The sequence below is a fragment of the Pseudomonas sp. TAE6080 genome, from assembly GCF_018732265.1.
Classification (GTDB): Bacteria; Pseudomonadota; Gammaproteobacteria; order Pseudomonadales; family Pseudomonadaceae; genus Aquipseudomonas; species Aquipseudomonas brenneri.
The window spans coordinates 1-22670 of sequence record NZ_JAHIDY010000053.1; the positions used below are offsets into that span (position 1 = coordinate 1).

Here is a 22670-nt window from a genome sequence, read left to right on the forward strand (position 1 = left end):
TGTCCGGCGGCCAGCGCCAGCGGGTGGCGATTGCCCGGGCCCTGGTGGGCGCGCCGGCGGTGATCCTGGCTGACGAGCCCACCGGCAACCTCGACAGCCACACCGCCCAGGACATCATGGAGCTGCTGCTGGCCCTGAACCACGAGCAAGGCGTCACGTTGATCATCGTCACCCACGACCCGCATATCGCCGAACGCCTGAATCGCCAGATCCTGGTACGCAATGGCGTGGTCCATGAGGCGCAGTGCGTATGAGCCTGCGGGTCGAACAGAGCCTGAGCCAACTGCTGCACGAAGCGTTTGTCAGCCTGCGAACCCTGGGCAAGCGCTCCATCCTGGCCTTGCTGGGGATCGTCATCGGCAGTTCATCGGTGGTCGCGCTGATCAATATCGGGCATAACGCCGCCGAAGATGCAGCCATGATTTTCAAGGACATGGGCACCGATACCCTGGTGGCGCAGTTCCCGCCCAAGGGCAACAGCACCGTGCCGATGCCAACCAGCCTGGACCTGCAGGCCGTACGCCAGGCTGTGCCAGGCATCGCCCACATCGGTGCGATTTCCTCGTTTAGCGGGCCGGTCGTCTTTCATGGTCGCACCACCAACGCCGGCTTGATTGGCAGCACCCCCGGCCTCAAGGACGCCATGCGCCTGGCGCTGCGCGAAGGTCGCTTCCTGTCCGAGTTCGACAGCGGCGAAACCTACGCAGTGGTCGGCGATCAGATCGCCCAGGCGTTGAGCATGCCCGGTGACCCGTTACGCCTGGGCGATCGGGTACGGGTCAACGACTATCTGTTCCTCATCATCGGTATCCTGCAGAACCAGCCGCGCTCGATGCTGATTCCAGTGCAAACCAACGAGTCACTGTTCATCCCCGCCGCAGGAATGCGCCGTATCTATTCCTCGCCGCAGGTCGGCAGTGTGGTCCTGCGCGCGACGCCAGGCCAGGACATGGAGCGCATCGCATCCAACGCCACCAAAGCCTTGAGCGCTCAACTCATGGACCACACCGTCGAGATCCAGATCCCCCAGCAAATGATCGACGGCATGACCCGGCAAAGCCGCACATTCGCCTATCTATTGCTGGCCCTGGGTGCAATCTCCCTGGTGGGCGGTGGGGTCGGCGTGATGAATGTGATGCTGATGAACGTCTCGGAGCGCCGCCGGGAAATCGGTATCCGCATGGCCCTGGGCGCTCGCCAGCGGGATATCCGCAACCTGTTCCTGCTCGAAGCCGTCACCCTCACCGCCGTCGGCGCGCTGTGTGGCGCGGTAATGGGCATGGGGGCCGCCTATCTCTACGCCTGGCTATCGGGCTGGCAGTTTTCCCTGGCAGTCTCGGCCCTGCCCCTGGGCGTGGGCAGTACGTTGTTGGTGGGATTGTTTTTCGGCATCTACCCGGCCATCTCGGCGTCACGCTTGCAGCCAGTGGAGGCCCTGCGTGATGAATAAACCCCTGCTGCTGCTGATCGCCCTGGCAAGCCTGCCCTGTGTGGCCGCCGACATCGTGATCCGCCCTTCGGCGCCGACCACCACCCGCAGCGGCTATGAGCGCAGTGTCTCACTCAATGCCCAACTCACCACCCTGACACTGGGCGATGCGGTGTACCTGGGCCTGCGCAACAACCCGGCGATTCGCAGCGCGTACCTGCAACGGGTGGCACAGAAGTTCGACCTGCGGGTGGCCGAAGACGCCTTCAACCCCAAGCTGGTGCTCAACAGTGCCTACCGCACCACCCAGGGCAGCGACGACCGCGCCCGCAATGCCAACCTGGCACCCACCACCAGCTTGCTTGGCGAATACGGCACCCGGCTGAGCATGGGCTGGACCCAACAACTTAACAATGCCAACCGCGCCGGGCGCTACCGCAGCGACGGCCTGGACCTGGCCCTCATCCAGCCGCTGATGCGCGGAGCCGGCTGGGACGCCACCACTGCACCGCTACGTTTGTCGCGCCTTTCCGAACAGGCCAACCGCTTGAACCTCAAGGCCAACGTCGCGCAGACCATCAGCCAGATCATCTCCACCTACCGTGAATTGCTGCGGGCCCAGGAGCAACTGAGCATCGCCCAGGAAGCGCTCAAGCGTTCCAATACCCTGCTGGAGGTAAACAAGGCGTTGATCAATGCAGGGCGCATGGCCGAGTTCGAAATCGTCCAGACCGAAGCCGACATCGCCTCGCAGCAATTGGGTGTCGAGGAAGCCCAGAACCAGTTGGATATGAGCCGACTGTCGTTGCTGCGCCTGCTGGCTCTGGACCTGGCGACACCGATCCGGGCCACCGAAGCCCTGGAAGCCTCGCGCATGGACATCGACAAACGCGAAGCCTTCAACCTGGCGCAGAACCAGCAACCCGAATACCTCGCGGCCCTGCTGGGCAGCCAGCAGGCGGACCTCAACCTGGTGATCGCCAAGGATTCCGGGCGCTGGCAGGTCGATCTGGTGGGTGGGGCCAATCAGATCCGCGCCAACACGGATAACGACGCGGGCAGCACCAGCAATCGGCGTTGGGACAGTTATGCCGGTGTCCAGGTGCGTATTCCCATCGGCGATATCAGTACCCGACAGGCTGAAGTCCGCGCACGGGTCGATGTGGAGAACCAGGCCATCCTGATCACCGACGCCCGCCAGGAACTGGAGCGCAGCGTCAATAACGTGGTGCGCGACCTTGGCACCCGCTGGCGCCAGTATGAAATTGCCCAGCGGGCCGTGGAACTGTCCCGGCGCAAGATCGAGATCGAGCGGGAAAAACTTGGCGCCGGGCGCTCCACCAACTTCCAGGTGCTGAGTTTCGAAGCTGACTTGCGCAGTGCCGAAAACTCCCGTCTCAATGCGCTGATTGCTTATTTGAATGCCCAGACCCAGCTCGACCTGACGCTGGGCATGACCTTGGAAAGTTGGGAAATCGCCCTCAATGACTACTAGAAAAGCCCTGCTGGGCGCTGGACTGCTGATACTGCTGGGCGCTGCCGGATTCGCGCTGCTCAGTCGCCCAACGCCTGCCGCCGACCAGGCTGGCACAGCCGAGCAATGGCTGGAGGTGAAAAATGACTCCCTGGTGCACCAGATCGGTCTGGTAGGCAAGATCGAACCGGATACCACCATGACCCTCACGGCCCCCTTCGACGGCAACGTGCAAGCCAACCTGGTGGAACAGGGCCAACGGGTCGAAGCTGGCCAGGTCCTGTTGCGCATGGACCCTGCCACCCTTGAAGTACAACTGCGCGAAGCCCTCTCCACACAACTCAAGGCCCGGCGTACCGTGCAGGAAATGCAGGACTGGGACGCCGGCCCAACCGTCAGCCGCGCCCGGCGCAGCCTGCGCACCTCGCAAATGAGTGCTGACAACACCCAGCGCAAACTGCTTGAAAGCGAAAACCTGTTCAAGCGCGGCATCATCCCGCGCAATGAATTGGACGACCTCAAGCAACAGGCCCAGCAGCAACAACTGGACCTCAGCGCTGCCCGCAGCGAACTGCAGCAGGCCCTGGACCAAGGCAAGGGCGAATACCGGCAGATTGCAGACATGGAATTGACCAATGCCACGGTCAAGTACGACGCCCTGCGCAAACTGCTCGAAGGCCAGGAGGTCAAGGCACCGTTTTCCGGGATCGTCGTGCCCGCGCCAGGCAGCAGCAGCCCCCAGGGCGGCGGCAACAGCAACCCACCGGTACAGGCCGGGAGCAAGGTCGGCCAGGGCCAGGTGCTGTTCGGGCTGGCCAATATCGAACGCCTGAAGATCGTCGCCAAAGTCTCGGAACTGGATATCAACCAATTGCATCAGGGCCAGCCGGTGGAGGTCATGGGCGACGGTTTTGATGGCGAGCACCTGAGCGGTTCAGTCAGCGTGGTCAGCGGCCTGGCGATCGCCAATGATAACCAGGGCAGCGCGCAATTCCCGGTGACCCTGTCCATTCCCAAACTGACCGAGAAACAGCTGCAAAGGGTCCGCCTGGGCATGAGCGCCCGCCTGACCATCGTGACCTATAACAATGAGCAGGCGATCATCGTGCCGGCCCAGGCGATCAGCCAGGATGCCGGGACCATGAGCGTGGAGTACCGGGCGGCGATGGACAAGCCGGTGGAACGGGTGACGGTCACCACCGGCCAGTCCACCGCGCAGGGCGTGGAAGTGTTCGGGCTCAAGCCCGGTTTCGTAAAAATGGATGCGACCCCAAATTAAACGCAGATCCATTTTTGTAGGAGCGTTAACGTTGATGCCAACGTTTTAGCTTGAAGCGCCACATCCGTCACCGCCGTACTCTCCCACCACATGCCGCGCAGCGGTGGGCCCATGGCAAACAACCGCTCACTGACCACGCCCTGCTCGTCCAGCACCGCCCCCGATGCATCCGCCGCAATCCCCAAGGCCAATGGCCCAGGCTTGATCAAGCCGCGTGCCAGCAGTTGCCGGGGCAAAGGCCGGGCCACGCGGCGCCAGTCATATTCGATCCCGCTGGAGTTGATCAACGCCGCGCCACTGACGTGGGTGGTGTGCTGTTCGCCACGACGGCGCAGGCGCAGGGTCACTTCGCCGTTTACCGTGGGTTCCAGGCCCTGGAACGATGCCGCCTGGATCCGCAGGCGCCCTTCCTCATGCAGCCGCGCTACCAACTCGGCGCTCAGGGGTGGCGAGCGATGGTGATGGCTCTCCCACCAGGGCCGTACATGGCGTACGAACTGGCGCTTCTGGCGTTCGCTGGCCTGGCTCCATAAACGGCCGATATGGGCGCGTACGGTATCCAGTGGCGCTTGCCAGTCGATGCCCTGGGCCAGGGCGCTCTGGCATTGGCGGCGCACTTCGCGCAGTAATTGCAGCGGGCTGCGCAGGCTGTGATCTTCAGCGAGAAAGTCCACCCAGGCCGGAGGTTGCCGGCGCACATGGGGCAGCAGGCCATGGCGCGAAAAAATCTCGATCGGCCCGCGATGGCCAGCCTGCTCCAGTGACACCACGGCATCGACCATGGTCAGGCCGGAGCCGATGATCAGCACAGTCGACTGGGGGTCCAGTTGCGTCATGGCGTGCACATCCCACGGGTCCACTGCCGCCGCATTCAAGCCGCTGGATTGGGTTTGTGGCGTGCGCGCCGCTGGGAACATGCCAGTGGCCAGCACGGCCTGGGCACCGTGCAGTTGTTGGCCGTCATCCAGGGTCAGGCGCACACCGGCCGGTTCCACCTGCACGTCGACGACCTCAGCGCGAATATGCTCCACCGTTGACGCCGATCCCGCCCGGGCCTGGGCCAGACGCTGTTGCGCGTACAGGCCAAAGATCCCCCGGGGTGGGAACAACTCGCTGACAGGCACATGTTGCTGGTCCGATTCCGGCCAGCCGCCAGCGGCGATGTACTCGGTCAACCAGTGGGTCAAGTCATCGGCGTTGTCCGGGTCCACACTCATGCGCGCGGCATTGCCATTGAGGGTGTGCCCCAACTCTACCGCGCTATAGGCCTCGCCACGCCCAAGTTCTGCGCGCGGCTCAATCAGCAGAATCTGCCGGGCGCCCGGCAAACGCAGCAACTGCGCGGCCAGCATCGTACCGCTCAGGCCACCACCGATGATCAGCACATCGGCCTTGCGAATGGCCCTAGTCGCCTGTCCGCGTTCGGTTTCACTCATGAAAATACGCCCTTACCGTTTACCCGGATAAATATCATGCCAGTTGCCCTGCGCCCAGTATCTGACACCTGCGGTGGTTCCGCGGGCTGAAAAATTTGCATCGACACTGAGCGATTGTGGGAGCTCTCTCACAGGAGGGCCGGTTTCTTTCGTTAAATAGCCAGGCCTGGTCCATTGCAGGAGTTACGCCAAGGTTGAAAGCCCAATAACGCCTCAGCTTCAGATAGCCGCGTGAACACTCCACACGTCCATAAACCAGCAAACTGTTGATTGACTGTTGGCTGGCCAACAGTTGCAAATCAAGGCACAAACGCCCTGCATTTTATCGTTTTCAATGAAACTGTTAGCGGCATTAGTGGCTTTTTTCGCCTACCGGGAACGCACACCATGGATTGCATCACGCATTCATACCTGATTCCCGGAGCCTGCCATGCACCTCAAACACCCTTTCAGTTGGTCTGCCCTTGCCTTGACGATTGCCATCGGCAGCCAGGCTGCCCAGGCTGCCACCCTGACGAACTTGCCCAGCGAGCAGAACCTGGGCGCCATCGAGCAAGTGTTCGCCTTCCACGACGCCATGCCCACCGGCGTCAGCGTTGCCGAAAACGGGCGCATTTTTGTCAACTTTCCACGTTGGGGCGACGCAGTCCCGTTCACCGTCGGTGAACTGCGCGATGGCAAGGTCGTGCCCTACCCTGACCTGGCAATGAACCAGGCCGACCCAAAGGATCCGGCCAAGGGTTTTATCAGTGTGCAAAGTGTGGTGGCTGATGGGCGCGGGCGCATCTGGATCCTGGACACCGCCGCCCCCGGTTTCTCGACGCCGACACCTGGCGGCGCCAAGCTGGTCGCCGTCGACCTGGCCACCAATCAAGTGGTCAAGACCTTGGTCTTCCCGAAAAACGTCATGCTGCCCAGCACCTACGTCAACGACATGCGCTTTGATTTTCGGGTGGGCGACGAGGGGGTGATCTACATCACCGACTCGTCCCTCTCCGGCCCCGGGGCGATCATTGTCATGGATATCGCCAGCGGTACGGCCATACGCCGGCTCAGTGGTGCCGTCTCGACGTCGGTCGACCCACACTTCGTGCCCAAGGTCGAAGGCCAGGTCCTCAAGGTGCGCGGTGCCGACGGCAGCACCCGGCCTTTCTCGGTGGCATCCGATGGCATCGCCCTGTCGGCTGACGGCCAGACCTTGTATTTCTGCCCACTGTCGAGCCGCCACTTGTATGCCGTGCCGACCGCGCTGCTGCGTGATCCCTCGGTCAGCGAAACGCGGCTCGACATGGCGGTCCAGGACCTTGGGGAAAAAGGCGCCTCCGATGGACTTGAGGCCGATGCGTCCGGTGCCCTCTATGCCGGCGACTACGAACACAACAGCGTGCGCAAACGCCTGGCGGATGGACAGTGGCAGACCATCGTCCACGACCCGCGTGTGCTCTGGCCCGACACCTTGTCAATCGGCCCCGACGGTTATCTGTATTTCATGGCCAACCAGTTGCATCGCCAGGGCATTTTTCACGCAGGCAAGGATTTGCGCCAGAAACCCTACAGCCTGTTGCGGGTGAAGATCGATGCCGCACCGGCGCCCACGCGCTAGACATCGTTTCAGTCCCCCTGACGAGGCAGCACGATGAACATCGAAGCGCTGAAACTGTTCATGCGTTCAACGGAGCTGGGCAACATCACCGCCGCCGGCAGGGAGCTGGGGCTGGCGCCATCGGTGGCCAGCCATAAACTGGCCAAGCTTGAAGAAAACCTGGGCATGCGCCTGCTGCACCGCACCACCCGGCAGGTCAGCCTGACCGAAGACGGCGCGGTGTTCCTGCCCCATGCGATCCGGGTGCTGGCAGCCGTGGACGAAGCCTATTTCGTGGCGGTCAAGGGCGAGGATGTGCCCAAGCGGATACTGCGCGTCTCGGCCCCCGGCTCCTTCACTCGCATGTGCCTGATGCCGGCGATTACTCGGTTCCTGCACGCCAATCCAAAACTGAAGATCGACCTGATCCTCTCCGATGAACTACAGGACCTGACCGAGATTGGCATTGATGTGGCGATCCGCATCGCGGCCCTCAAGGACTCATCCCAGGTGGCCCGCAGGATCGGCTGCGACCAGCGTGTGTTATGTGCAGCGCCGGCTTACCTCAAGGCCCATGGCGAACCCGTGGTGCCCGCCGACCTGATCAATCACGCCTGCATCCTGCTGGGCGATGAGGATCACTGGCGCTTCATCGGCGCGCCGTCCACCGATGCACCGGCGATCAGCGGCTCGCTACGAGTCAATTGCGGCGAAAGCGCACGACTCGCCGCTGTCGATGGCCTGGGCATCGCCTCCATTTCCCTGTGGAACGCCAGGGCTGCGCTGGACAGCGGCGCACTGGTGCACATCATGCCGTCCCACACCCTGGAGCAGACGCGCGATATCTGGGCGATTTACCCCAGCGCCCGCCTGATTTCCTCCAAGGCCCGCGCCTTTGTCGAGTTCATGAGCGCCGAATTCCAGGGCGACGCCTGACCCTCCCCGTTCAATCACTGTGAAGGAAAAAAACATGGGTAAAACCACACCAAGGCGTCCGGGCAAAAAAGTCTCTGTGACCCATCAAGACTTCACCCGGGCCAACATCGCCAGCGGTTCGCGCGTTGTGCGGCTGGGCGTCACTGACCTGTCGTTCCACCGTGCAACCGCTGCGGTAGTCGCCCAGGTCATGCAACACATGGGCCTGACCGTGGAGCGCCAATATGCCCTGCACGAGGACAACTTCAAGCGCTTGCGCGAAGGCACGATCGACATGCTTGCCTCGGCCTGGATTCCGTTCAGCCACGGGATCTACAAGCAAACGGTCGACGCGGTGACGCCCACTCGCGAGCTGGGCCTGCATTACCAACCGTATGCATTGTGGGGGGTGCCCGACTACGTGAGCGAACATGCGGTGGCCTCCATCGAGGACCTGCTCAAGCCCGAAGTCCGCGCCCGGATGAACCCACTGATCCAGGGGATCGGGCCGGGTGCCGGGATTACCCGGTTCTCGCTGAAGATCATGGACGAGTACGGTTTGAGCCGCGCCGGGTATCAGTTCCGCACAGGCACCCAGGATGACTGCATTGACGCCTTTGAAGCCCTGTATCGCCAACAGCACTGGGGCGTCGTGCCACTGTGGCATCCGCAGTTCCTGCATCACCGCTACCGCATTCGCGACCTCAAGGACCCCAAGGGTTTGCTCGGTAGCATCGACCGCGCGGTGCTACTGGCTCGCGAGGATCGCCTGGCGCTGCTGACGGCGGCCGAGATCCAGGTACTGGACAACATTCGCCTGTCGAACGCCATCGTTGCCGAGCTCGACGATGCCTTCAATCGCGGCGAACAGTCGGCCGACGAAGCCGCGAGTGACTGGCTGGCAAGACACCCGCAAACGTTGCGGGGCTGGTTGGCGCCGCTGGCCTGAACAGGCGTGTCTTTCGATGCACCTGACGAATTCTGAATTCGCCACGGGCTGGCTACAAGCCTGTGCTCCTGGGGATTAACTTGGCATTGCAGGCTTTCTGCAATGTTCCACCAATGAGGAATCCACCATGCTTTATCTAGTGTTCAGCGGCACCATCAAAGCAGGCAAACAGGCCGAATTCTTTCGTGATGTCGCCGCCGTTTCGCAAAAGCTCACACGCCAGCATGACAAGGCCGTGGTTTATCAGTGGCACCAGGACGAAGAGAACCCCGACAAGTTTTTCCTCAACGAACAATGGGAAAGCGTCGAGGACCTGCACGCGCATTTTGAAACCCTCTACAAGGCCTTCGGCCCGGCCAAGCCTACCGAGCGCCTGCCGGCGAAGATCCTCGCCTACCTGGATGAGGCACAAGTGAATTTCTACAAAGCCATTGCGTAAGTAACCCCGTCCACTCCCGTATTGAAGGGGCTGGACGGGGTACCTCATCTGCAAACCCGCGAAAACACACCGGAGACTGCCATGACTTTCCCCTGCTCCACGGACTCAAAGATGGACCTGGTTACGCTTTCCAAACGCCGCTACACCGCCAAACTCTTCGATGCTTCACGCAAGATTCCCAAGGCAACCCTGGAGCCGTTGCTGGAACAACTGCGCAACAGTCCCTCGTCGGTCAACTCACAACCCTGGCACTTTGTGGTCGCGGAAAGTGAGCACGGTAAAGCACGCATTGCCAAAAGTGTGGAAGGTGCCTTTGCCTTCAACCAGGCAAAAGTCCTCGACGCCTCCCATGTGCTGGTGCTGTGTACCCGTACCCAGCTATCCGAGGAGTACCTGCAGGCCTTGCTCAGTCAAGAGGCGAGCGATGGGCGCTTTCACGACGCGCAAGCCAAGGCCGGCCAGGACCGGGGACGACGCAGCTTTGTCAACCTGCATCGCTATGATTTCAAGGACGTTCAGCACTGGATGGAAAAACAGACGTATCTGGCCCTGGGCACCCTGTTGCTGGGCGCTGCGGCACTGGACCTTGATGCAACCCCCATGGAAGGTTTCGACAGCAAGGTACTGGATACCGAACTGGGGCTGCGTGAGCGCGGTTTTACCAGTTCAGTCGTGGTGAGCCTGGGTTATCGCAGCAACGAGGACTTCAACGCCCGCTTGTCAAAGTCCCGGTTGCCGGCCCAGGTGCTGTTCGACTTTATCTGATTGCAGTGACCTGCGCGGGCCTCCAGGAGCCCCGCGCAAGGCGCTAGATGCTGTCAGTAAAAATGCCGAGCTGCCTGGCCATGAACAGCTCATTGCGCTCGACGACTTCCTCGACCACCTTGCCCTGGGCATTGAACCGGAAATAGGTCAATGCGCTCCAGGCCAGGTCCTTGCCACTGACATCGTAGCCATGCCAGGTATTGGAGCCCTTGGCGTGATGCATCAGCGCAACCACCACCACATCACCGGCCACCACCTCTTTCTGGAAGGTGGTCTCGATCGAGTCGTAGCGCTCGGTGACGTTCAGGCGCAAGGCCTGTTTGAAAGGTTCGACACCGACGATAGGTGCCGGACAATCGGGGCGATGAACCACCACATCGTCGGCAAAAAACTCCGCTACACGCTCAACATCCTTACCGTCGACGCAATACTTGAAGTACTTTTTCACTACATCCAGATTCTTGCTCATTTCGACTCCGATCAAGTTTTTCCCTGCACCCAACGGCTAGACTGGCAGGGGCAGAAAAAGGTTAACCGGCGGCACAAACCTGAAAAAGTCTGTAGATGGAAAACACACTTGCGCGCAGCGGAGCAATGCTGATGGATCGCTGGACCGAATATGAGTTGTTTGTAAAGGTCGTGGAACTGGGCAGCGTAACCAAGGCCGCAGAGGCCCTGGACCTCTCCAGTGCGGCCGCCAGCCGGCACCTTGCGGCGCTGGAGAATCGCCTCGGCGTCAGGCTGATCGAACGCAGCACCCGGCGCTTGTTCGTCACCGAAGTCGGCAAGGCGTTCTACACCAGCACCAAGGCGGCCCTCACGGCGATGCAAGGCGCTACCGAGGCGGTCAGTGCGAGCAAAAATCATCCGGCCGGGGTGTTGCGTGTGACCGCATCCTTATCCCTGTGCCTGCAACATATCTTGCCGCTGGTCCCCAGGTTCAAGGCGCTGTACCCGGATGTGCGCCTGGATGTCGTGGCCGAGAATCGCTACCACGACATCATCGATGACAACATCGACGTGGCCCTGCGTACCCGTGACAGCGAGCCGGACTCCAGCCTGGTCATCCGCCGCCTGACCGATACGAGGCGCATACTGGCCGCCTCGCCGGACTACCTCGAACTCAACGGCCACCCCGAACATCCGCAGGCGCTGGCTGAGCATCAGTTGTTGCTCTACACCTACGCCACGGATCCCTATGAGCTGACTTTCCAGCGCGAGCACGAGACTCTCACGGTACCCGTCACCCCCGCGTTCGAGTCCAACGACGGTTATCTGCTAAGGACCATCGCGCTGCAAGGGATGGGTATCCTTGCGCAACCGACGTATGTGATACACGACGATATCGCCGCCGGGCGATTGATTCCCGTGCTGACCGACTGGGACCTGCCCCGCCTGGAAATCAACCTCGTCTACCCTTCGCGGCAACACCTGCCGGCCAAGACCCGCGTGTTTATCGACTTTATCGTCAAGTCGTTCCAGCACCTGGATTGAGTGACCGTATTCAGTGCTGGATCACCGCTTTCAACACGGTCTTGAAGGTCTCCAACTGCGCTTCGCTGAATTGGCTGAAAACCTTGTCCTGCTGCTCGCGGGCGATGGTCCACAGCGACTCGGTTTCGTCGATGCCCTTGGGGGTGAGTTTTACCCGTTCCTGATCATCGCGCACCAACGCCTTGCGCTTGAGGTTGTTCACCGCCTCTTCGATCTCGCGCGCCGGCATTGCCACTTCGCGCTGTAAATCGGCCAGGCTCAGGCCAGCGTCGTTTTCCAGCACCATCAGCATCCGTGCTTCACTGGTGCGCAGGCCGGTGGACAGTTGGCGTGGTTGGTAGCTGGCCTGATAGGCCCGCAGCGCCTGGGTCATCAGGTAGTAGAGGTTATGGCTCAGGCGGCCCTGGAAATGACTGCTCGGTGGCTGGCCGTCCTCGCGTTTGGTCATGCGGGTGTGCGGCAACACCATGGAATACGCGCCCTGGTGATACAGCAACGGCGAGCGGCCGCAGTCGTCGAATGCAACCACTTTGCCAATCATGATCCAGTGATCACCGCCGTCTACCTGCTGGTACTTCTCGCACTCAAAACGTGCCGAGCAGTCAGCCAGCACCGGAGCCCCGCCCTCACCGACCTGGTACTCGACTTCGGCAAACCGGTCTTCCTTGGGGCGGGCAAAGTTGTTGGACAGGTCGATCTGATCGGCGGCCAGCACGTTCACCGCAAAGTGGCTGGCAGCCTCGAACACTGCGTGGCTGGTCGAGCGTTTGTCGATACTCCACAGGATCAGCGGCGGGTCCAGGGACACCGAGTTGAAGCTGTTGGCGGTCACGCCAACCTTGCGCCCAGTGGCGTCAGCCGCCGTCACCACGGTGACTCCGGTGGCGAAATTGCCCAGGGCGCGACGAAACGCGCGGGTATCGATGCCAGCAGCCGTTGTATTTTCAGTAGACATGCAAGACTCCCGGGCAGGCCGATGGCCCTGCCCTGATTGTTCTTATAGGTAAAGAGTGGTGGGTCAAACCATCGCCGGGTCTGGCTCCAGGCCCATCAGTTCACGCCCCAGGATCTGTGCGCAAACATCGTAGTCGGTATACGCATGCGCCCCGGTGAGGTGCGCATCGCGAAACAGCCGTTGCAGTTCGTTGGATTCAAACCACGCCCCGCCGCCAGCGGCCTCCATCAAGCGGTCTACCGCCTGGATGCACATCTTGGTCGCATAGCCCTGGTTGGTCCGCCAGAACGCCAGGGTGCCACGGCTTGGATATTCGTGGCGCTCGCTGTGCTCGGCGATCTCGCTCCAGCTCTTTTCCAGCAAGGCCCGCGCGGCGGCCACCTGGTGTGTGGACTCGGCCAGGCGCATCAGCGCCGGTGTCGCTGCGCCGACTGCCGCACCGGTGTAGGCCCGCACCCGGTTCTTGGTCTTTTCGCGGAACACATCGAGCATGCGCTCGGCGATCCCCAGGCTCACGGTGGAGAAGCCGCTGGCAAAATACGGACGGTACGGGGCGAAGAAAATCTTGCTGTCGGGGTATAGGCCAAAACCCGCCGACTTGCCCTCCATCATGTCCTTGGCCTTCTGGATGCGGTGCTCGGGCACGAAGGCCTGATCGACGATCAAGGTCTTGCTGCCACTGCCACGCATGCCCACGGCAAACCAGTCGTCACGAATCGTGTAGTCACTGCGCGGCAGCACGGCGAAGCAATAATCCTGGGTGCCTTCGGCGTTTTTGCGACGAAAGCCCATGATCGCCCACTCGGCATGGTCACAGCCTGAACTCCAGCCCATCTCGCCGCTGAAGGTCACGCCACCCGGCACCTCTTCGGTACGCCCGAACGGTGCGATGCTGCTGCTGGCGGTCGCGTCGGGGTCAATCCCCCAGACCTCGTCCTGCAACTTTGACGGGAACATTGCCATCTGATGGCTATGCGTGCACAACAGGCTCATCGCCCAGGCAGTGCTCGCGCAAGAGCCGGCCAACAGCGCGATGCACTGGGCAAAATCCGGCAGGGAAATTTCCATGCCTCCGTACTTTTTCGGCAGGAACGCCCGATGCATACCGATGCCCTTGAGCAACGCGATGTTCTCGGCAGGCACGCTACGGTCGTTCTCGGCGGTGAAGGCATTGGCAGCAATGGCGGGCAAGACCGACTTCAGGTCTTCCAGCAGAGGGTTTGGCTTTTTCATGGGTCGTCTCTTTATTATTGGATATCCCCATTCCTGGTGCGCCTGCGCCCTGCTCAAGCGAAAGACAGGGTAAAACCACCGGGAACGTTCGTAATGACACGACCAGTATGTGACCCAGGGTCGCAGCGCAAAATGCACGTTCCAGATGGAAGGTTGTACTTTCCATGGCCTATAAAAAAGCCGCCGCAGAAACTGCGACGGCTTGGCCGAGGTGGAACAAGATCCAATGGGCGCTGCTTGTCTGCGATAGCTGTGTGTACCTGCCGGAAAAGTAGCGCCTGAACCACCGCTATCGCGGGCAAGCCCGCTCCCACACTTGACCGGGTTGGAACGGGATCAGTGTGGGAGCTTGCCTGCGATAGCGTCGTGTGCCTCAGCGATAGCGCTCAAGCCAATGCGCGTAAGGCGCCGGCAGGGTCCAGGAGGCCTTGTCTACTCCCAGTTCCTTGGCGGCGAAGTACGCCCAGTGTGGGTCGGCCAAGTGTGCACGGCCTACGGAAACCAGGTCCAGATGACCGGCCTGCAACGCGCCTTCGGCCAGTTGCGGCGTGCCGAAACCCCAGGCTGAAGTGACCGGCAGGCCAGCTTCGCGGCGCACGCGCTCGGCAATCGGGCCCATGAACGCCGGGCCCCAAGGGATATTGGTGTCAGGGATAGTGAAGCCGACGCTGACGCTCAGCAGATCCAGGCCGCCCGCTTTGAAGCGGCGAGCCAGTTCGATGGATTCTTCCAGGGTCTGTTCGTCGCGCCCGTCGTATTCGATTACGCCAAAACGTGCGGTCAGTGGCAGGTTTTCCGGCCAGACTTCACGCACGGCGGCCAGGGTTTCGAGCATGAAACGGCTGCGGTTGTCCAAACTGCCACCGTAGGCGTCGGTGCGCTGGTTGGAGTGCTCGGAGAAAAAGCTCTGGCCCAGGTAACCGTGGGCGAAATGCAGTTCGATCCATTCAAAGCCAGCATCGCGGGCTCGGCGGGCGGCATCGACGTAATTCTGTTGGACGCGGGCAATGTCTTCCAGGGTCATCGCACGCGGGACGTTCGGCAGGTTCGCGCCAAACGCGATCGCCGAGGGCGCGAGGGTTTGCCAGCCACGGGCGTCGCCTGCGGGGATATGGTCGTCGCCTTCCCACGGACGGTTGGCACTGGCCTTGCGCCCGGCGTGGGCAATCTGGATGCCGGGCACCGAGCCTGCCGCCTTGATCGCCTGGACCATAGGCACGAAGGCTTGTGCATGGGCGTCGCTCCAAATGCCGGCGCAGCCCGGAGTGATGCGGCCTTCTGGGGCAACAGCCGTAGCCTCGACCACCACCAGGCCAGCGCCGCCACGGGCCAGGCTGGCAAGGTGGACGTGATGCCAGTCGTTGACCAGGCCGTCTTCAGCCATGTATTGGCACATCGGCGGAATGGCGATGCGATTGCGCAACGTAACGTCTTTGAGTGTGAAGGGTTCGAACAATGCAGCCATGGGAATGCTCCTGAAACGAAGGTAACGTTTGATTCGATAGTTCGATCTTAATCGAACTATGGTAATCAATGCTAGCCCTGTTATCATTCGTTTCATGCGAGCCTTTAAACACCCCTCCTCTGAAGAATTGACCCTCGAACGCCTGCTCTATGCGTTGAGCGACCCTGTGCGCCTGGACATCGTGCGCTGCCTGGCCGGCGTTGAAGAAGCCAGCTGCGGCGAGCTCGATGGCGGGCGCCCCAAGTCCAGCATGTCCCATCACTTTAGGGTGTTGCGCGATGCCGGGCTGGTGCATACGCGCAGCGTCGGCACGACCCATATGAACTCGTTGCGGGCCGATGTGTTGGCGGTGCGGTTTCCTGGATTGCTGGCGTGCATTCTGTCCCAGCAGTGAGAAACCTGGGCGCCCTTTCGGGCGCCATCGCCTACAGAGGTCAGTAGAAATACGCCAGGCGAAACTGCAGCGAGTTGTCGATCTTCACCCCTTCGCGCACTGATGTGTCATGCATCAGTTGCCCCAGCACCTGTACCTGCTTGCCCAACATCGTGGCCACGGTAAAGCCGACCGTGCCATTGCTGCGGCTGGTGGCCAGGGTTTCATGGTCCAGCGTCTCGCGGGCGCCCCAATTGTGGCGATAGGAGATGGCCGCGTAAGTCTCTGGGGTGAAGTTGTAGCGCAGGTGGTTGTGCAGTTGCAGCAGCGGGTCTTTCTTGGCATCGGTGGCGCGCTGTTCGCCGTAGAACTCGGTTTCGGCGATCACATCCCAGGTGATTTTGTCGGTCAGCCCCTTGATATAACCCACCTGGAAGTCCAGGGCCCAGCGATTGTTGCTCAGGGCAAAGCTCTGGTTCTTGTCCGCGCCCGTGGGCGCGGTGACAAACACTGACCAGCCCAGGTGCTCGTTATTGGCCAGGTCCGCAAGGGTCCACACGGTGCCGCCAAAGGTGATGTCGCCCAACCCCGAGTGCTTGCTGTCGCTGGCGCCGGTCTTCTGGTAACCGAAAGGAATGACGATCTGCGGGTCCCAGGTCAGGCCGGTGTTGAAGAACTCGGTGAAGTGGATCAGGCGCAACACGCCTACGGTCATGTCCAGGTCCAGGTTGTCGGCGACTTTCTTGCCGCCAGAGTAAACCTTGTCGCCCCGCGGGTTCTGCTGGTACAGCACCACCACATCTGTACCCTGGGGCAAGGCGGTGTAGTCGCCAGGGTCGGGCTTGACGTCGGCATGGACCAATAGCGCCAGGCTGGCGAAAAGTGTGCCGAGGGTCAGCGTGCTAAGTGTTTTCATGGCAAGTCCGTCTTATTGTTATTGGAGGCAAAGCTTCGCCATGACGACTCCACAGGAAGTCGCCAGGCGCAGGTTTCAACGAGGGGTCAGTGAAGCGTCTTGAGATCGGCCTGCAAGTCCTGGGTCCGCTTGACCAGGTATTGGCGGATCAACTCCATGTCTTCGCGTTGCAGAATGTCGGAGAAGTTGGGCATGCCCCGGTTGATCAGCGCCCCGCTGACAAAAGCCGGGAATGCCGCGTGCTTGTTGTCATCCAGGTAACGCAGGTCCGGTACCACCCCGCCGCTGATGGCATTCAGGCCATGGCAACCGGCGCACAGGCCGTTGAACATGTCACGCGCCTGGGCCAGTTGCCCGGGTGTCGCGGTGAGTACCTGGCGGGTGGTCGGCAGCACGGGCGCGGCCTTGGGCGGTGGCAACTCGCCTGTGGCACCGAGTTTGAAGGCAATCACCCGCGACTCGGCCCGCACCTTGCCCTTGTTGGTCAGCGGGCCGGTCAACAGTGGCAGGATCCCGCCCCAGCCCACCGAGAACGCCACGTACTGCTCACCATTGACCGTGTACGTGACCGGTCCCGCCATCACCCCGGAATTGGCCCGGTGCTCCCACAGCGGCTTGCCAGTATCGGCACGGTAGGCCACCACCCGACCGTCGGCGGTGCCCTGGAACACCAGGTTGCCCGCCGTAACCAGCGTGCCGCCGTTGCCGGCACTGATGTAGGGCTGTTTCCAGGCGGCCTGCTGCTTGACCGGATCCCAGGCGATCAACTCACCGCTCCAGGCGTCACGGATCTGGTTGAGCACTTTCGGGTCTTCCGGCAGGTCCGGCACATCCAGGCCAAAGTTGACCACCGATTTGTTCGGCAGAAATTGCGGGGCCTTGGCCGCCTTCAACTCGGCCAGGGTGTATTGCGCCGGAATGTACACGTAGCCGGTCTTCGGGCTGTAGGACATGGGGTGCCAGTTGTGCCCGCCGAGGAAACTGGGCTGCACCACCTTTGGTTCCTTGGAATAGTCCGCCGCGCCGGTGAGGATCGGGCGCCCGGTCTGCAGGTCGATACCACTGGCCCAATTCACCGGCACGAAATTCTTCGCTGACAGCAGTTTGCCGTTGCTGCGATCGAGGACATAGAAAAAGCCGTTTTTCGGTGCCTGCATGATCACCTTGCGCACGCTGCCTGCAATGTTGATATCGGCGAGGATCATGTGCTGGGTCGCGGTGAAGTCCCATTGGTCCTGCGGCGTGACCTGGTAGTGCCAGACGTACTCGCCGGTATCCGGGCGCAAGGCCAGGATCGACGACACATACAGGTTGTCGCCCTTGCCATTGCTACGGAACTGGTAGTTCCACGGCGAACCATTGCCGGTGCCCACGTAGAGCAGGTCCAGTTGCGGGTCGTAGGCCATGGAGTCCCACACTGTGCCACCGCCGCCCCACTTGACCCAGCCGTCGCCATCCCAGGTTTTCATGGCCTTGCTCATCGCCGCGTTTTCCGCGGGCAGCTTGGGATCACCCGGCACAGTGTAGAAGCGCCACACTTGCTTGCCGGTGTCGGCGTCATAGGCCGTGACGTAACCGCGCACGCCGAATTCGGCACCGCCATTGCCAATCAGCACCTTGCCCTTGACGATGCGTGGCGCGCCGGTGATCGAGTAGCTCTTGCGGCGATCAATGATGGTGTCGACGCTCCACACCGGCTGGCCAGTGCCCGCATCCAGGGCAATCAAGCGCCCATCGAAACTGCCCACGTAGACTTTGCCCTGCCACACCGCCACGCCCCGGTTGACCGGGCCACAGCAACCCTGGCTGAGGTTTTCGGCGGGCACTTTCGGGTCGTATTTCCACAGCAGCTCGCCGGTGGCGGCATTGATCGCATAGACGATGCTGAAGGCACCCGTGGTGTACATCACCCCATCGACCACCAGCGGCGTGGCTTCGGTGCCGCTGTCGATATCCAGCTTGGTGGTCCAGGCCATCCCCAACTGGCCGACGTTGCCGGCATTCACCCCGTCGAGCGGGCTGTAGCGCTGCTCATCATAGGTGCGACCGTGGCTCATCCAGTTTCCCGGCTCCTGGTCGGCGGCAATGATGCGCGGCCCATCGACCTGGGCAGGGCCTGCGAATGCAAGCGAGGCCATCAGCAAAGGGCTGCCTATCAGCAGGCTGCGTATTCTCATTGTTATTGTTCTCCAACATTGATCGGCTCGGTATCAACCCAGCCCAGGCCAGGCTATTAGAGAGCCTGTCACGCCATGGCACTTGACTGAGGCTGCCAACGCGCTTGGCATTCCCTGCCAAACCGTGGCTTACGCAGGGTGCTGGCGAAAATCCCGGGGCGCATGCTGGAAATGGCGCTTGAAGGCCCGGCTGAAGTGCGCCGCGTCGACAAACCCCCACTTGAAGGCGATCTGGGTGATCGACTCATGGCGCAGCTCACGGGCGCGCAGATCCTGGGCCACTCGCTCCAGGCGGCGTTGCTGGATATAGCGCGCGATACTTTCATGGCGCTGCTCGAACAAGCGGTACAACTGACGCACCGAGACATTCAGGTGCCGCGCCAGGTATTCAGGGCCCAGCTCGCTCTCTTGCAGGGAAGCTTCCACCAGGCGGGTGGCCAATCCATAAATATCGTCATGCCCTACACAGGCAAATCCGGGCTGGCCTTCGGCACCCTCGTCCAGGCCGGCAATCGCCAGCCCAATCAGCGCCTGCTCCAGCGCCGGGCCATCGTTCTTGCCGCCATGACCTTCACTCAACTCGGCGTCGCCCAGCGAGCGGACCAAGGCGCGGATCATATGGGTCGAGACACTGTTGCGCGCCAGCTTGCCAAACAGGCGTTGCTGGGCGAACTGCCGGCTGACGGCTTCGCGTGACAGATGCACCGAGATATTTTGCACCAGGCCTTGCGGCTCGATTTCAAAGGGCCGGGCTGAATCCACCAGGGCAATATCATCCGGCCCCAGTTCGATCACCCGGTCTTTTTGCCGGATAAGCTGATGACCGCTGCTTTGCAGGATCAGAAAACAGTGACGGTCATCATCCCCATCGCCACGGGTGTGCTGCCGGCTGATCAAGCCCGCGTTGGTGCGGATATGCGCCAACTCCAGGCCACACACATCCTGGCCATGGACACTGCCGATAAACAGGCTGTGGCGCTCAGAAAGCGCGGTACTGAAATTGCCGCACACCGCACGCAAGTCACGGTTCCAGTCGGCAAACTCGGTGCGGGTGCGCAACAAGGCAGGCATAGCCCCTCCCACAGATAATTTATAGTTATATCGTTAACATATTATCTATGTAGGTACACCTGCAAGCCCTAATCCATGCGCCGCGTAATCAGTTCACTGATCGCCTGGGCATTCATCGGCATGCTGAGGTAGAAGCCTTGCGCTTCATCGCACTGCACGATTTTCAAGGCCTTGAGCTGGTCAAGGGTCTCCACGCCTTCTGCAGTCACCGTCAGCGATAGCGCCCGGCCCAGGCCGACGATGGCCTGGATGATCGACTGGTCGCCGCCGCTGGCGGTCAGGCCACCGACAAAACTGCGGTCGATCTTCAGCCCATCAAACGGAAATGAGCGCAGGTAACTCAGTGATGAATAGCCGGTACCAAAATCATCCATCAGCAAGCGCACACCCAAGGCCTTGAGGCCCTGCATGATGCTCAAGGCAATTTTCTCATCGTTGAGCATCACGCTTTCGGTCAGTTCCAGTTCCAGCCGCGCCGGGTTCAAACCCGTCTCGGCCAGCACCGATTTGACCCGCGCCACCAAGTGCCCGCGCTGGAACTCGGTAGAAGACAGGTTGACCGAAATCATCACGTCCTCAGGCCAGCCCGCTGCGGCCTGACACGCCGCGTGCAAGACCCAATTGCTCAGTGGCAGGATCAGCCCGGTTTCCTCGGCAATCGGGATAAACACGTCCGGCCCCAGCAGCCCACGCAACGGGTGCTCCCAACGCACCAAGGCCTCGGCACCGGCCAGGCGCTTGCCTTCGATGCGGTAGCGCGGCTGGAAATCCAGGCGCAGCTCGTCATTCTTGATCGCATGGCGCAAGTCGCTTTCGAGCTGGCGTCGCTCGATGATGCGGGCATTCATGTCGCCGGCATAAAAACGCCAGGTATTGCGGCCACCGTCCTTGGCCTCATACAACGCAATGTCGGCGTAGCGCAGAAGCTCTTCGGCCAGGGTCGCATCCGCCGGCGCCATGGCAATCCCGATGCTGGCGCTGATAAACACTTCATGCTCGCAGATGTAGAACGGCTGCTCGATGCAGTCGATCAGGCGTCGGCACAGGCTCTCCACTTCCAGCGGCGAGCTCATGTCCGCCACCACCAGCACAAACTCATCGCCGCCGATGCGCGCCACCAGGTCGTCACCCCGCAGGCAGCCCTGCAGCCGACGGGAGACCTGGTTGAGCACCTCGTCACCCGCCGCATGCCCCAGCAGGTCGTTCACCGGTTTGAAGCGGTCCAGGTCGATGCTGAGCATCACCAGCGGTTTTTCCAGGGTCGGCGAGGCCTTGAGCTTGCCCTCCAGAAACTCCTGCATGCGTGTGCGGTTGGCCAGCCCGGTCAAGGCATCGTGTTGCGACAAGTATTCAATGCGCCGCCGGGCGGCGACCTCTTCGGTAATATCGCTGGCGGTGCCCCGATACCCCTGCCCCGGGATCTCGCGTACCGACAACCGGCAGATACGCACCTCGCCCTCGCCAGACAGGTAGTTGCACTGCACGATGGCATTGGCGCGCCGTGCGTGCTCCTTGAACCAGATCGACAGCGAACCCTGATCGGAGGTCAGCAGCTCATCGAGCGCAAGCCCCAGGCACTCGCGGCGCACAAGCCCGGTGATCGCCTCGAAGCGGTCCGACAAATAGGTAAACCGCAGGTGGCTATCCACCTCCCAGATCCAGTCGGATGCCGCTTCCGCTACATCACGAAAGCGCTCCTCGCTGACCGCCAGGGCCGCGCGACTGGCTTGCAGGGTGGCGTAGTTGCTGTCCATGATCCGTGCTGCAGCGGTAGTCCGGCGCAGGATGAACCAGGCCATCAGGCCGAAAATCAGGCCGGCGACCGTGACCAGGGGCACGATGATGACCAACAGCTGATGCCCCGGGTCCTCCGAGGACCACTGCACGACGCCGGCATTATCCTTGAGCTGCAAGGTTGGAGTGCTGGCCGAGCCCGCATCCGACGAGGCGACTTGCAAACCCTGCACACCAAAATCCCGGCCCAGGGCTTCGAGCCTTGCCGGCTCCAATTTGGCCACGAAGATCAGCACCGATTGGGGGCCGTCATCGGCCGTTACATCCGGATCGGTTCCGGGCGTGAGTGCCGCTGCCGCCAGTACAGCGGGTGTGCCGCCTGCGTTGATAAGCCGGCTGACAGACTGGCTGTTGACCGCAGCCGCGCGGGCCTGGGCCAGCAGCGTATCAATCGGCGCGTGCAGCCAATCCTGCACGGCAACCGTCTGCAACTGGCCGTCAATCACCGAGTACACCGTACGGCCCGCAGGGTCGACAATAAAGACACCCTGGAAGCCCAAGTCCGTGAATAACGTAGCGCCAAGGTTCTGCCGGACAAACGCCCATTCCACGTCAATCGCCTGGTGCAGGTGCTGATAGGCATCCCCCCAGAATGCGTAGTCCTTGACCGTAGAACCGGCGATTTTTTCAACCGATAGCAAGGCGTTTTCGATATCGAGCCGGCTATGTTCCCCGGCATCGTGGTTCAGGTGATGGGCAATGGAGGTCAGCAACAACCCCACCAGCAGAAACATCGCCAGTAACAGCGTCGAGCACGCGACTAAAGAGCCGCGTGCCATCGAAAGATTGGAGGTTCCTTGCCGTGTGGCCTTGGGGTCAACGTTGAGCTTTTCCATAGCGCTCCAGGCGTCATGACGCCCCAGGAACCCGCATCGAAAATCACATTGCGCACCGCAAAGTGCGCGACTGCCTGCCCATAGACGA

General features: G+C 61.6%; 20 protein-coding genes. 11 read left to right on the top strand and 9 right to left on the bottom strand.

The features are described 5' to 3' along the window. From KL786_RS26415 to KL786_RS26430, 4 genes are all read left to right on the top strand, one after another. On the top strand, window positions 1-254 hold a 254-nt coding region (locus KL786_RS26415; protein ID WP_215519441.1), incomplete at its 5' end, for an ATP-binding cassette domain-containing protein. Continuing rightward, window positions 251-1450 (top strand): ABC transporter permease, encoded by a 1200-nt coding sequence (locus tag KL786_RS26420; protein WP_215519442.1) that lies wholly within the window; start codon window positions 251-253, stop codon window positions 1448-1450. The genes KL786_RS26415 and KL786_RS26420, both read left to right, overlap by 4 nt. Beyond that, window positions 1443-2924: a TolC family protein gene (locus tag KL786_RS26425; RefSeq protein WP_215519443.1), complete on the top strand. Its 1482-nt coding sequence runs from the start codon at window positions 1443-1445 to the stop codon at window positions 2922-2924. The genes KL786_RS26420 and KL786_RS26425 overlap by 8 nt, the downstream gene beginning before the upstream one ends. Then, window positions 2914-4182: an efflux RND transporter periplasmic adaptor subunit gene (locus tag KL786_RS26430; protein ID WP_215519444.1), complete on the top strand. Its 1269-nt coding sequence runs from the start codon at window positions 2914-2916 to the stop codon at window positions 4180-4182. The genes KL786_RS26425 and KL786_RS26430 overlap by 11 nt, the downstream gene beginning before the upstream one ends. Here the strand turns inward: KL786_RS26430 and KL786_RS26435 are convergent. Beyond that, window positions 4179-5618, bottom strand: a complete 1440-nt coding sequence (locus KL786_RS26435) for an FAD/NAD(P)-binding protein (protein ID WP_215519445.1) — start codon at window positions 5616-5618, stop codon at window positions 4179-4181. The two genes, KL786_RS26430 and KL786_RS26435, sit on opposite strands and share 4 nt — an antisense overlap. A gap of 430 nt (window positions 5619-6048) precedes the next feature. On the opposite strand from KL786_RS26435, the gene KL786_RS26440 reads away from it, so the two are divergent. The 5 genes from KL786_RS26440 to nfsB all read left to right on the top strand — a co-directional run bounded on the left by KL786_RS26440 (window position 6049) and on the right by nfsB (window position 10268). Continuing rightward, window positions 6049-7221 (top strand): L-dopachrome tautomerase-related protein, encoded by a 1173-nt coding sequence (locus KL786_RS26440; RefSeq protein WP_215519446.1) that lies wholly within the window; start codon window positions 6049-6051, stop codon window positions 7219-7221. 33 nt (window positions 7222-7254) lie between these two features. Next, the gene (locus KL786_RS26445; RefSeq protein ID WP_032861340.1) at window positions 7255-8136 is read left to right on the top strand and encodes a LysR family transcriptional regulator; all 882 of its coding nucleotides are present in this window, start codon (window positions 7255-7257) and stop codon (window positions 8134-8136) included. 34 nt (window positions 8137-8170) lie between these two features. Continuing rightward, window positions 8171-9064 (top strand): glycine betaine ABC transporter substrate-binding protein, encoded by an 894-nt coding sequence (locus tag KL786_RS26450; RefSeq protein ID WP_215519447.1) that lies wholly within the window; start codon window positions 8171-8173, stop codon window positions 9062-9064. A gap of 127 nt (window positions 9065-9191) precedes the next feature. Next, window positions 9192-9503, top strand: a complete 312-nt coding sequence (locus KL786_RS26455) for a putative quinol monooxygenase (RefSeq protein WP_032861341.1) — start codon at window positions 9192-9194, stop codon at window positions 9501-9503. Window positions 9504-9614: 111 nt separating this feature from the next. Beyond that, the gene (gene nfsB / locus KL786_RS26460; RefSeq protein WP_215519448.1) at window positions 9615-10268 is read left to right on the top strand and encodes an oxygen-insensitive NAD(P)H nitroreductase; all 654 of its coding nucleotides are present in this window, start codon (window positions 9615-9617) and stop codon (window positions 10266-10268) included. Between the two features lie 43 nt (window positions 10269-10311). Here the strand turns inward: nfsB and KL786_RS26465 are convergent, their stop codons facing one another. After that, window positions 10312-10737 (bottom strand): nuclear transport factor 2 family protein, encoded by a 426-nt coding sequence (locus KL786_RS26465; RefSeq protein WP_215519449.1) that lies wholly within the window; start codon window positions 10735-10737, stop codon window positions 10312-10314. A 131-nt stretch (window positions 10738-10868) separates the two neighbouring features. Here KL786_RS26465 and KL786_RS26470 point away from each other — a divergent pair, with 131 nt between their 5' ends. Then, a complete protein-coding gene (locus KL786_RS26470) occupies window positions 10869-11762 on the top strand; it encodes a LysR family transcriptional regulator (RefSeq protein WP_215519450.1) in 894 nt (297 codons plus the stop codon). 10 nt (window positions 11763-11772) lie between these two features. Here KL786_RS26470 and KL786_RS26475 read toward each other — a convergent pair whose 3' ends face one another. From KL786_RS26475 to KL786_RS26485, 3 genes are all read right to left on the bottom strand, one after another. Then, the gene (locus KL786_RS26475; protein WP_032861345.1) at window positions 11773-12717 is read right to left on the bottom strand and encodes a p-hydroxyphenylacetate 3-hydroxylase reductase component; all 945 of its coding nucleotides are present in this window, start codon (window positions 12715-12717) and stop codon (window positions 11773-11775) included. A gap of 63 nt (window positions 12718-12780) precedes the next feature. Further along, window positions 12781-13950 carry a p-hydroxyphenylacetate 3-hydroxylase oxygenase component gene (locus KL786_RS26480; protein ID WP_215519451.1) on the bottom strand — a complete coding sequence of 390 codons (1170 nt, stop codon included), beginning with the start codon at window positions 13948-13950 and terminating at the stop codon, window positions 12781-12783. A 373-nt stretch (window positions 13951-14323) separates the two neighbouring features. Further along, window positions 14324-15415: an NADH:flavin oxidoreductase/NADH oxidase gene (locus KL786_RS26485; RefSeq protein WP_215519452.1), complete on the bottom strand. Its 1092-nt coding sequence runs from the start codon at window positions 15413-15415 to the stop codon at window positions 14324-14326. Window positions 15416-15473: 58 nt separating this feature from the next. On the opposite strand from KL786_RS26485, the gene KL786_RS26490 reads away from it, so the two are divergent. Then, window positions 15474-15809, top strand: coding sequence for an ArsR/SmtB family transcription factor (locus KL786_RS26490; protein WP_215519453.1), 336 nt, complete (start codon window positions 15474-15476; stop codon window positions 15807-15809). Window positions 15810-15849: 40 nt separating this feature from the next. Here KL786_RS26490 and KL786_RS26495 read toward each other — a convergent pair whose 3' ends face one another. From KL786_RS26495 to KL786_RS26510, 4 genes are all read right to left on the bottom strand, one after another. Next, entirely contained in the window at window positions 15850-16704 is an 855-nt protein-coding gene (locus KL786_RS26495) for a transporter (protein WP_215519454.1), read from the bottom strand. An 86-nt stretch (window positions 16705-16790) separates the two neighbouring features. Beyond that, the gene (locus KL786_RS26500; RefSeq protein WP_215519455.1) at window positions 16791-18881 is read right to left on the bottom strand and encodes a PQQ-dependent dehydrogenase, methanol/ethanol family; all 2091 of its coding nucleotides are present in this window, start codon (window positions 18879-18881) and stop codon (window positions 16791-16793) included. Window positions 18882-19010: 129 nt separating this feature from the next. Next, on the bottom strand, window positions 19011-19952 hold the full coding sequence (gene feaR / locus KL786_RS26505; protein ID WP_215519456.1) for a transcriptional regulator FeaR: 942 nt from the start codon (window positions 19950-19952) through the stop codon (window positions 19011-19013). A gap of 68 nt (window positions 19953-20020) precedes the next feature. After that, window positions 20021-22582, bottom strand: coding sequence for a bifunctional diguanylate cyclase/phosphodiesterase (locus KL786_RS26510; RefSeq protein WP_215519457.1), 2562 nt, complete (start codon window positions 22580-22582; stop codon window positions 20021-20023). Window positions 22583-22670: the final 88 nt, after the last annotated feature.

Coding starts and splice junctions, on each gene's coding strand:
- KL786_RS26465 (WP_215519449.1), bottom strand. CDS start 10,737: ATGAGCAAGAATCTGGATGTAGTGAAAAAGTACTTCAAGTATTGCGTC.
- KL786_RS26440 (WP_215519446.1), top strand. CDS start 6,049: ATGCACCTCAAACACCCTTTCAGTTGGTCTGCCCTTGCCTTGACGATT.
- KL786_RS26500 (WP_215519455.1), bottom strand. CDS start 18,881: ATGAGAATACGCAGCCTGCTGATAGGCAGCCCTTTGCTGATGGCCTCG.
- KL786_RS26480 (WP_215519451.1), bottom strand. CDS start 13,950: ATGAAAAAGCCAAACCCTCTGCTGGAAGACCTGAAGTCGGTCTTGCCC.
- KL786_RS26490 (WP_215519453.1), top strand. CDS start 15,474: ATGGTAATCAATGCTAGCCCTGTTATCATTCGTTTCATGCGAGCCTTT.
- KL786_RS26450 (WP_215519447.1), top strand. CDS start 8,171: ATGGGTAAAACCACACCAAGGCGTCCGGGCAAAAAAGTCTCTGTGACC.
- KL786_RS26475 (WP_032861345.1), bottom strand. CDS start 12,717: ATGTCTACTGAAAATACAACGGCTGCTGGCATCGATACCCGCGCGTTT.
- KL786_RS26510 (WP_215519457.1), bottom strand. CDS start 22,582: ATGGAAAAGCTCAACGTTGACCCCAAGGCCACACGGCAAGGAACCTCC.
- KL786_RS26420 (WP_215519442.1), top strand. CDS start 251: ATGAGCCTGCGGGTCGAACAGAGCCTGAGCCAACTGCTGCACGAAGCG.
- KL786_RS26445 (WP_032861340.1), top strand. CDS start 7,255: ATGAACATCGAAGCGCTGAAACTGTTCATGCGTTCAACGGAGCTGGGC.
- KL786_RS26425 (WP_215519443.1), top strand. CDS start 1,443: ATGAATAAACCCCTGCTGCTGCTGATCGCCCTGGCAAGCCTGCCCTGT.
- KL786_RS26430 (WP_215519444.1), top strand. CDS start 2,914: ATGACTACTAGAAAAGCCCTGCTGGGCGCTGGACTGCTGATACTGCTG.
- KL786_RS26470 (WP_215519450.1), top strand. CDS start 10,869: ATGGATCGCTGGACCGAATATGAGTTGTTTGTAAAGGTCGTGGAACTG.
- KL786_RS26485 (WP_215519452.1), bottom strand. CDS start 15,415: ATGGCTGCATTGTTCGAACCCTTCACACTCAAAGACGTTACGTTGCGC.
- KL786_RS26495 (WP_215519454.1), bottom strand. CDS start 16,704: ATGAAAACACTTAGCACGCTGACCCTCGGCACACTTTTCGCCAGCCTG.
- feaR (WP_215519456.1), bottom strand. CDS start 19,952: ATGCCTGCCTTGTTGCGCACCCGCACCGAGTTTGCCGACTGGAACCGT.
- KL786_RS26435 (WP_215519445.1), bottom strand. CDS start 5,618: ATGAGTGAAACCGAACGCGGACAGGCGACTAGGGCCATTCGCAAGGCC.
- KL786_RS26455 (WP_032861341.1), top strand. CDS start 9,192: ATGCTTTATCTAGTGTTCAGCGGCACCATCAAAGCAGGCAAACAGGCC.
- nfsB (WP_215519448.1), top strand. CDS start 9,615: ATGGACCTGGTTACGCTTTCCAAACGCCGCTACACCGCCAAACTCTTC.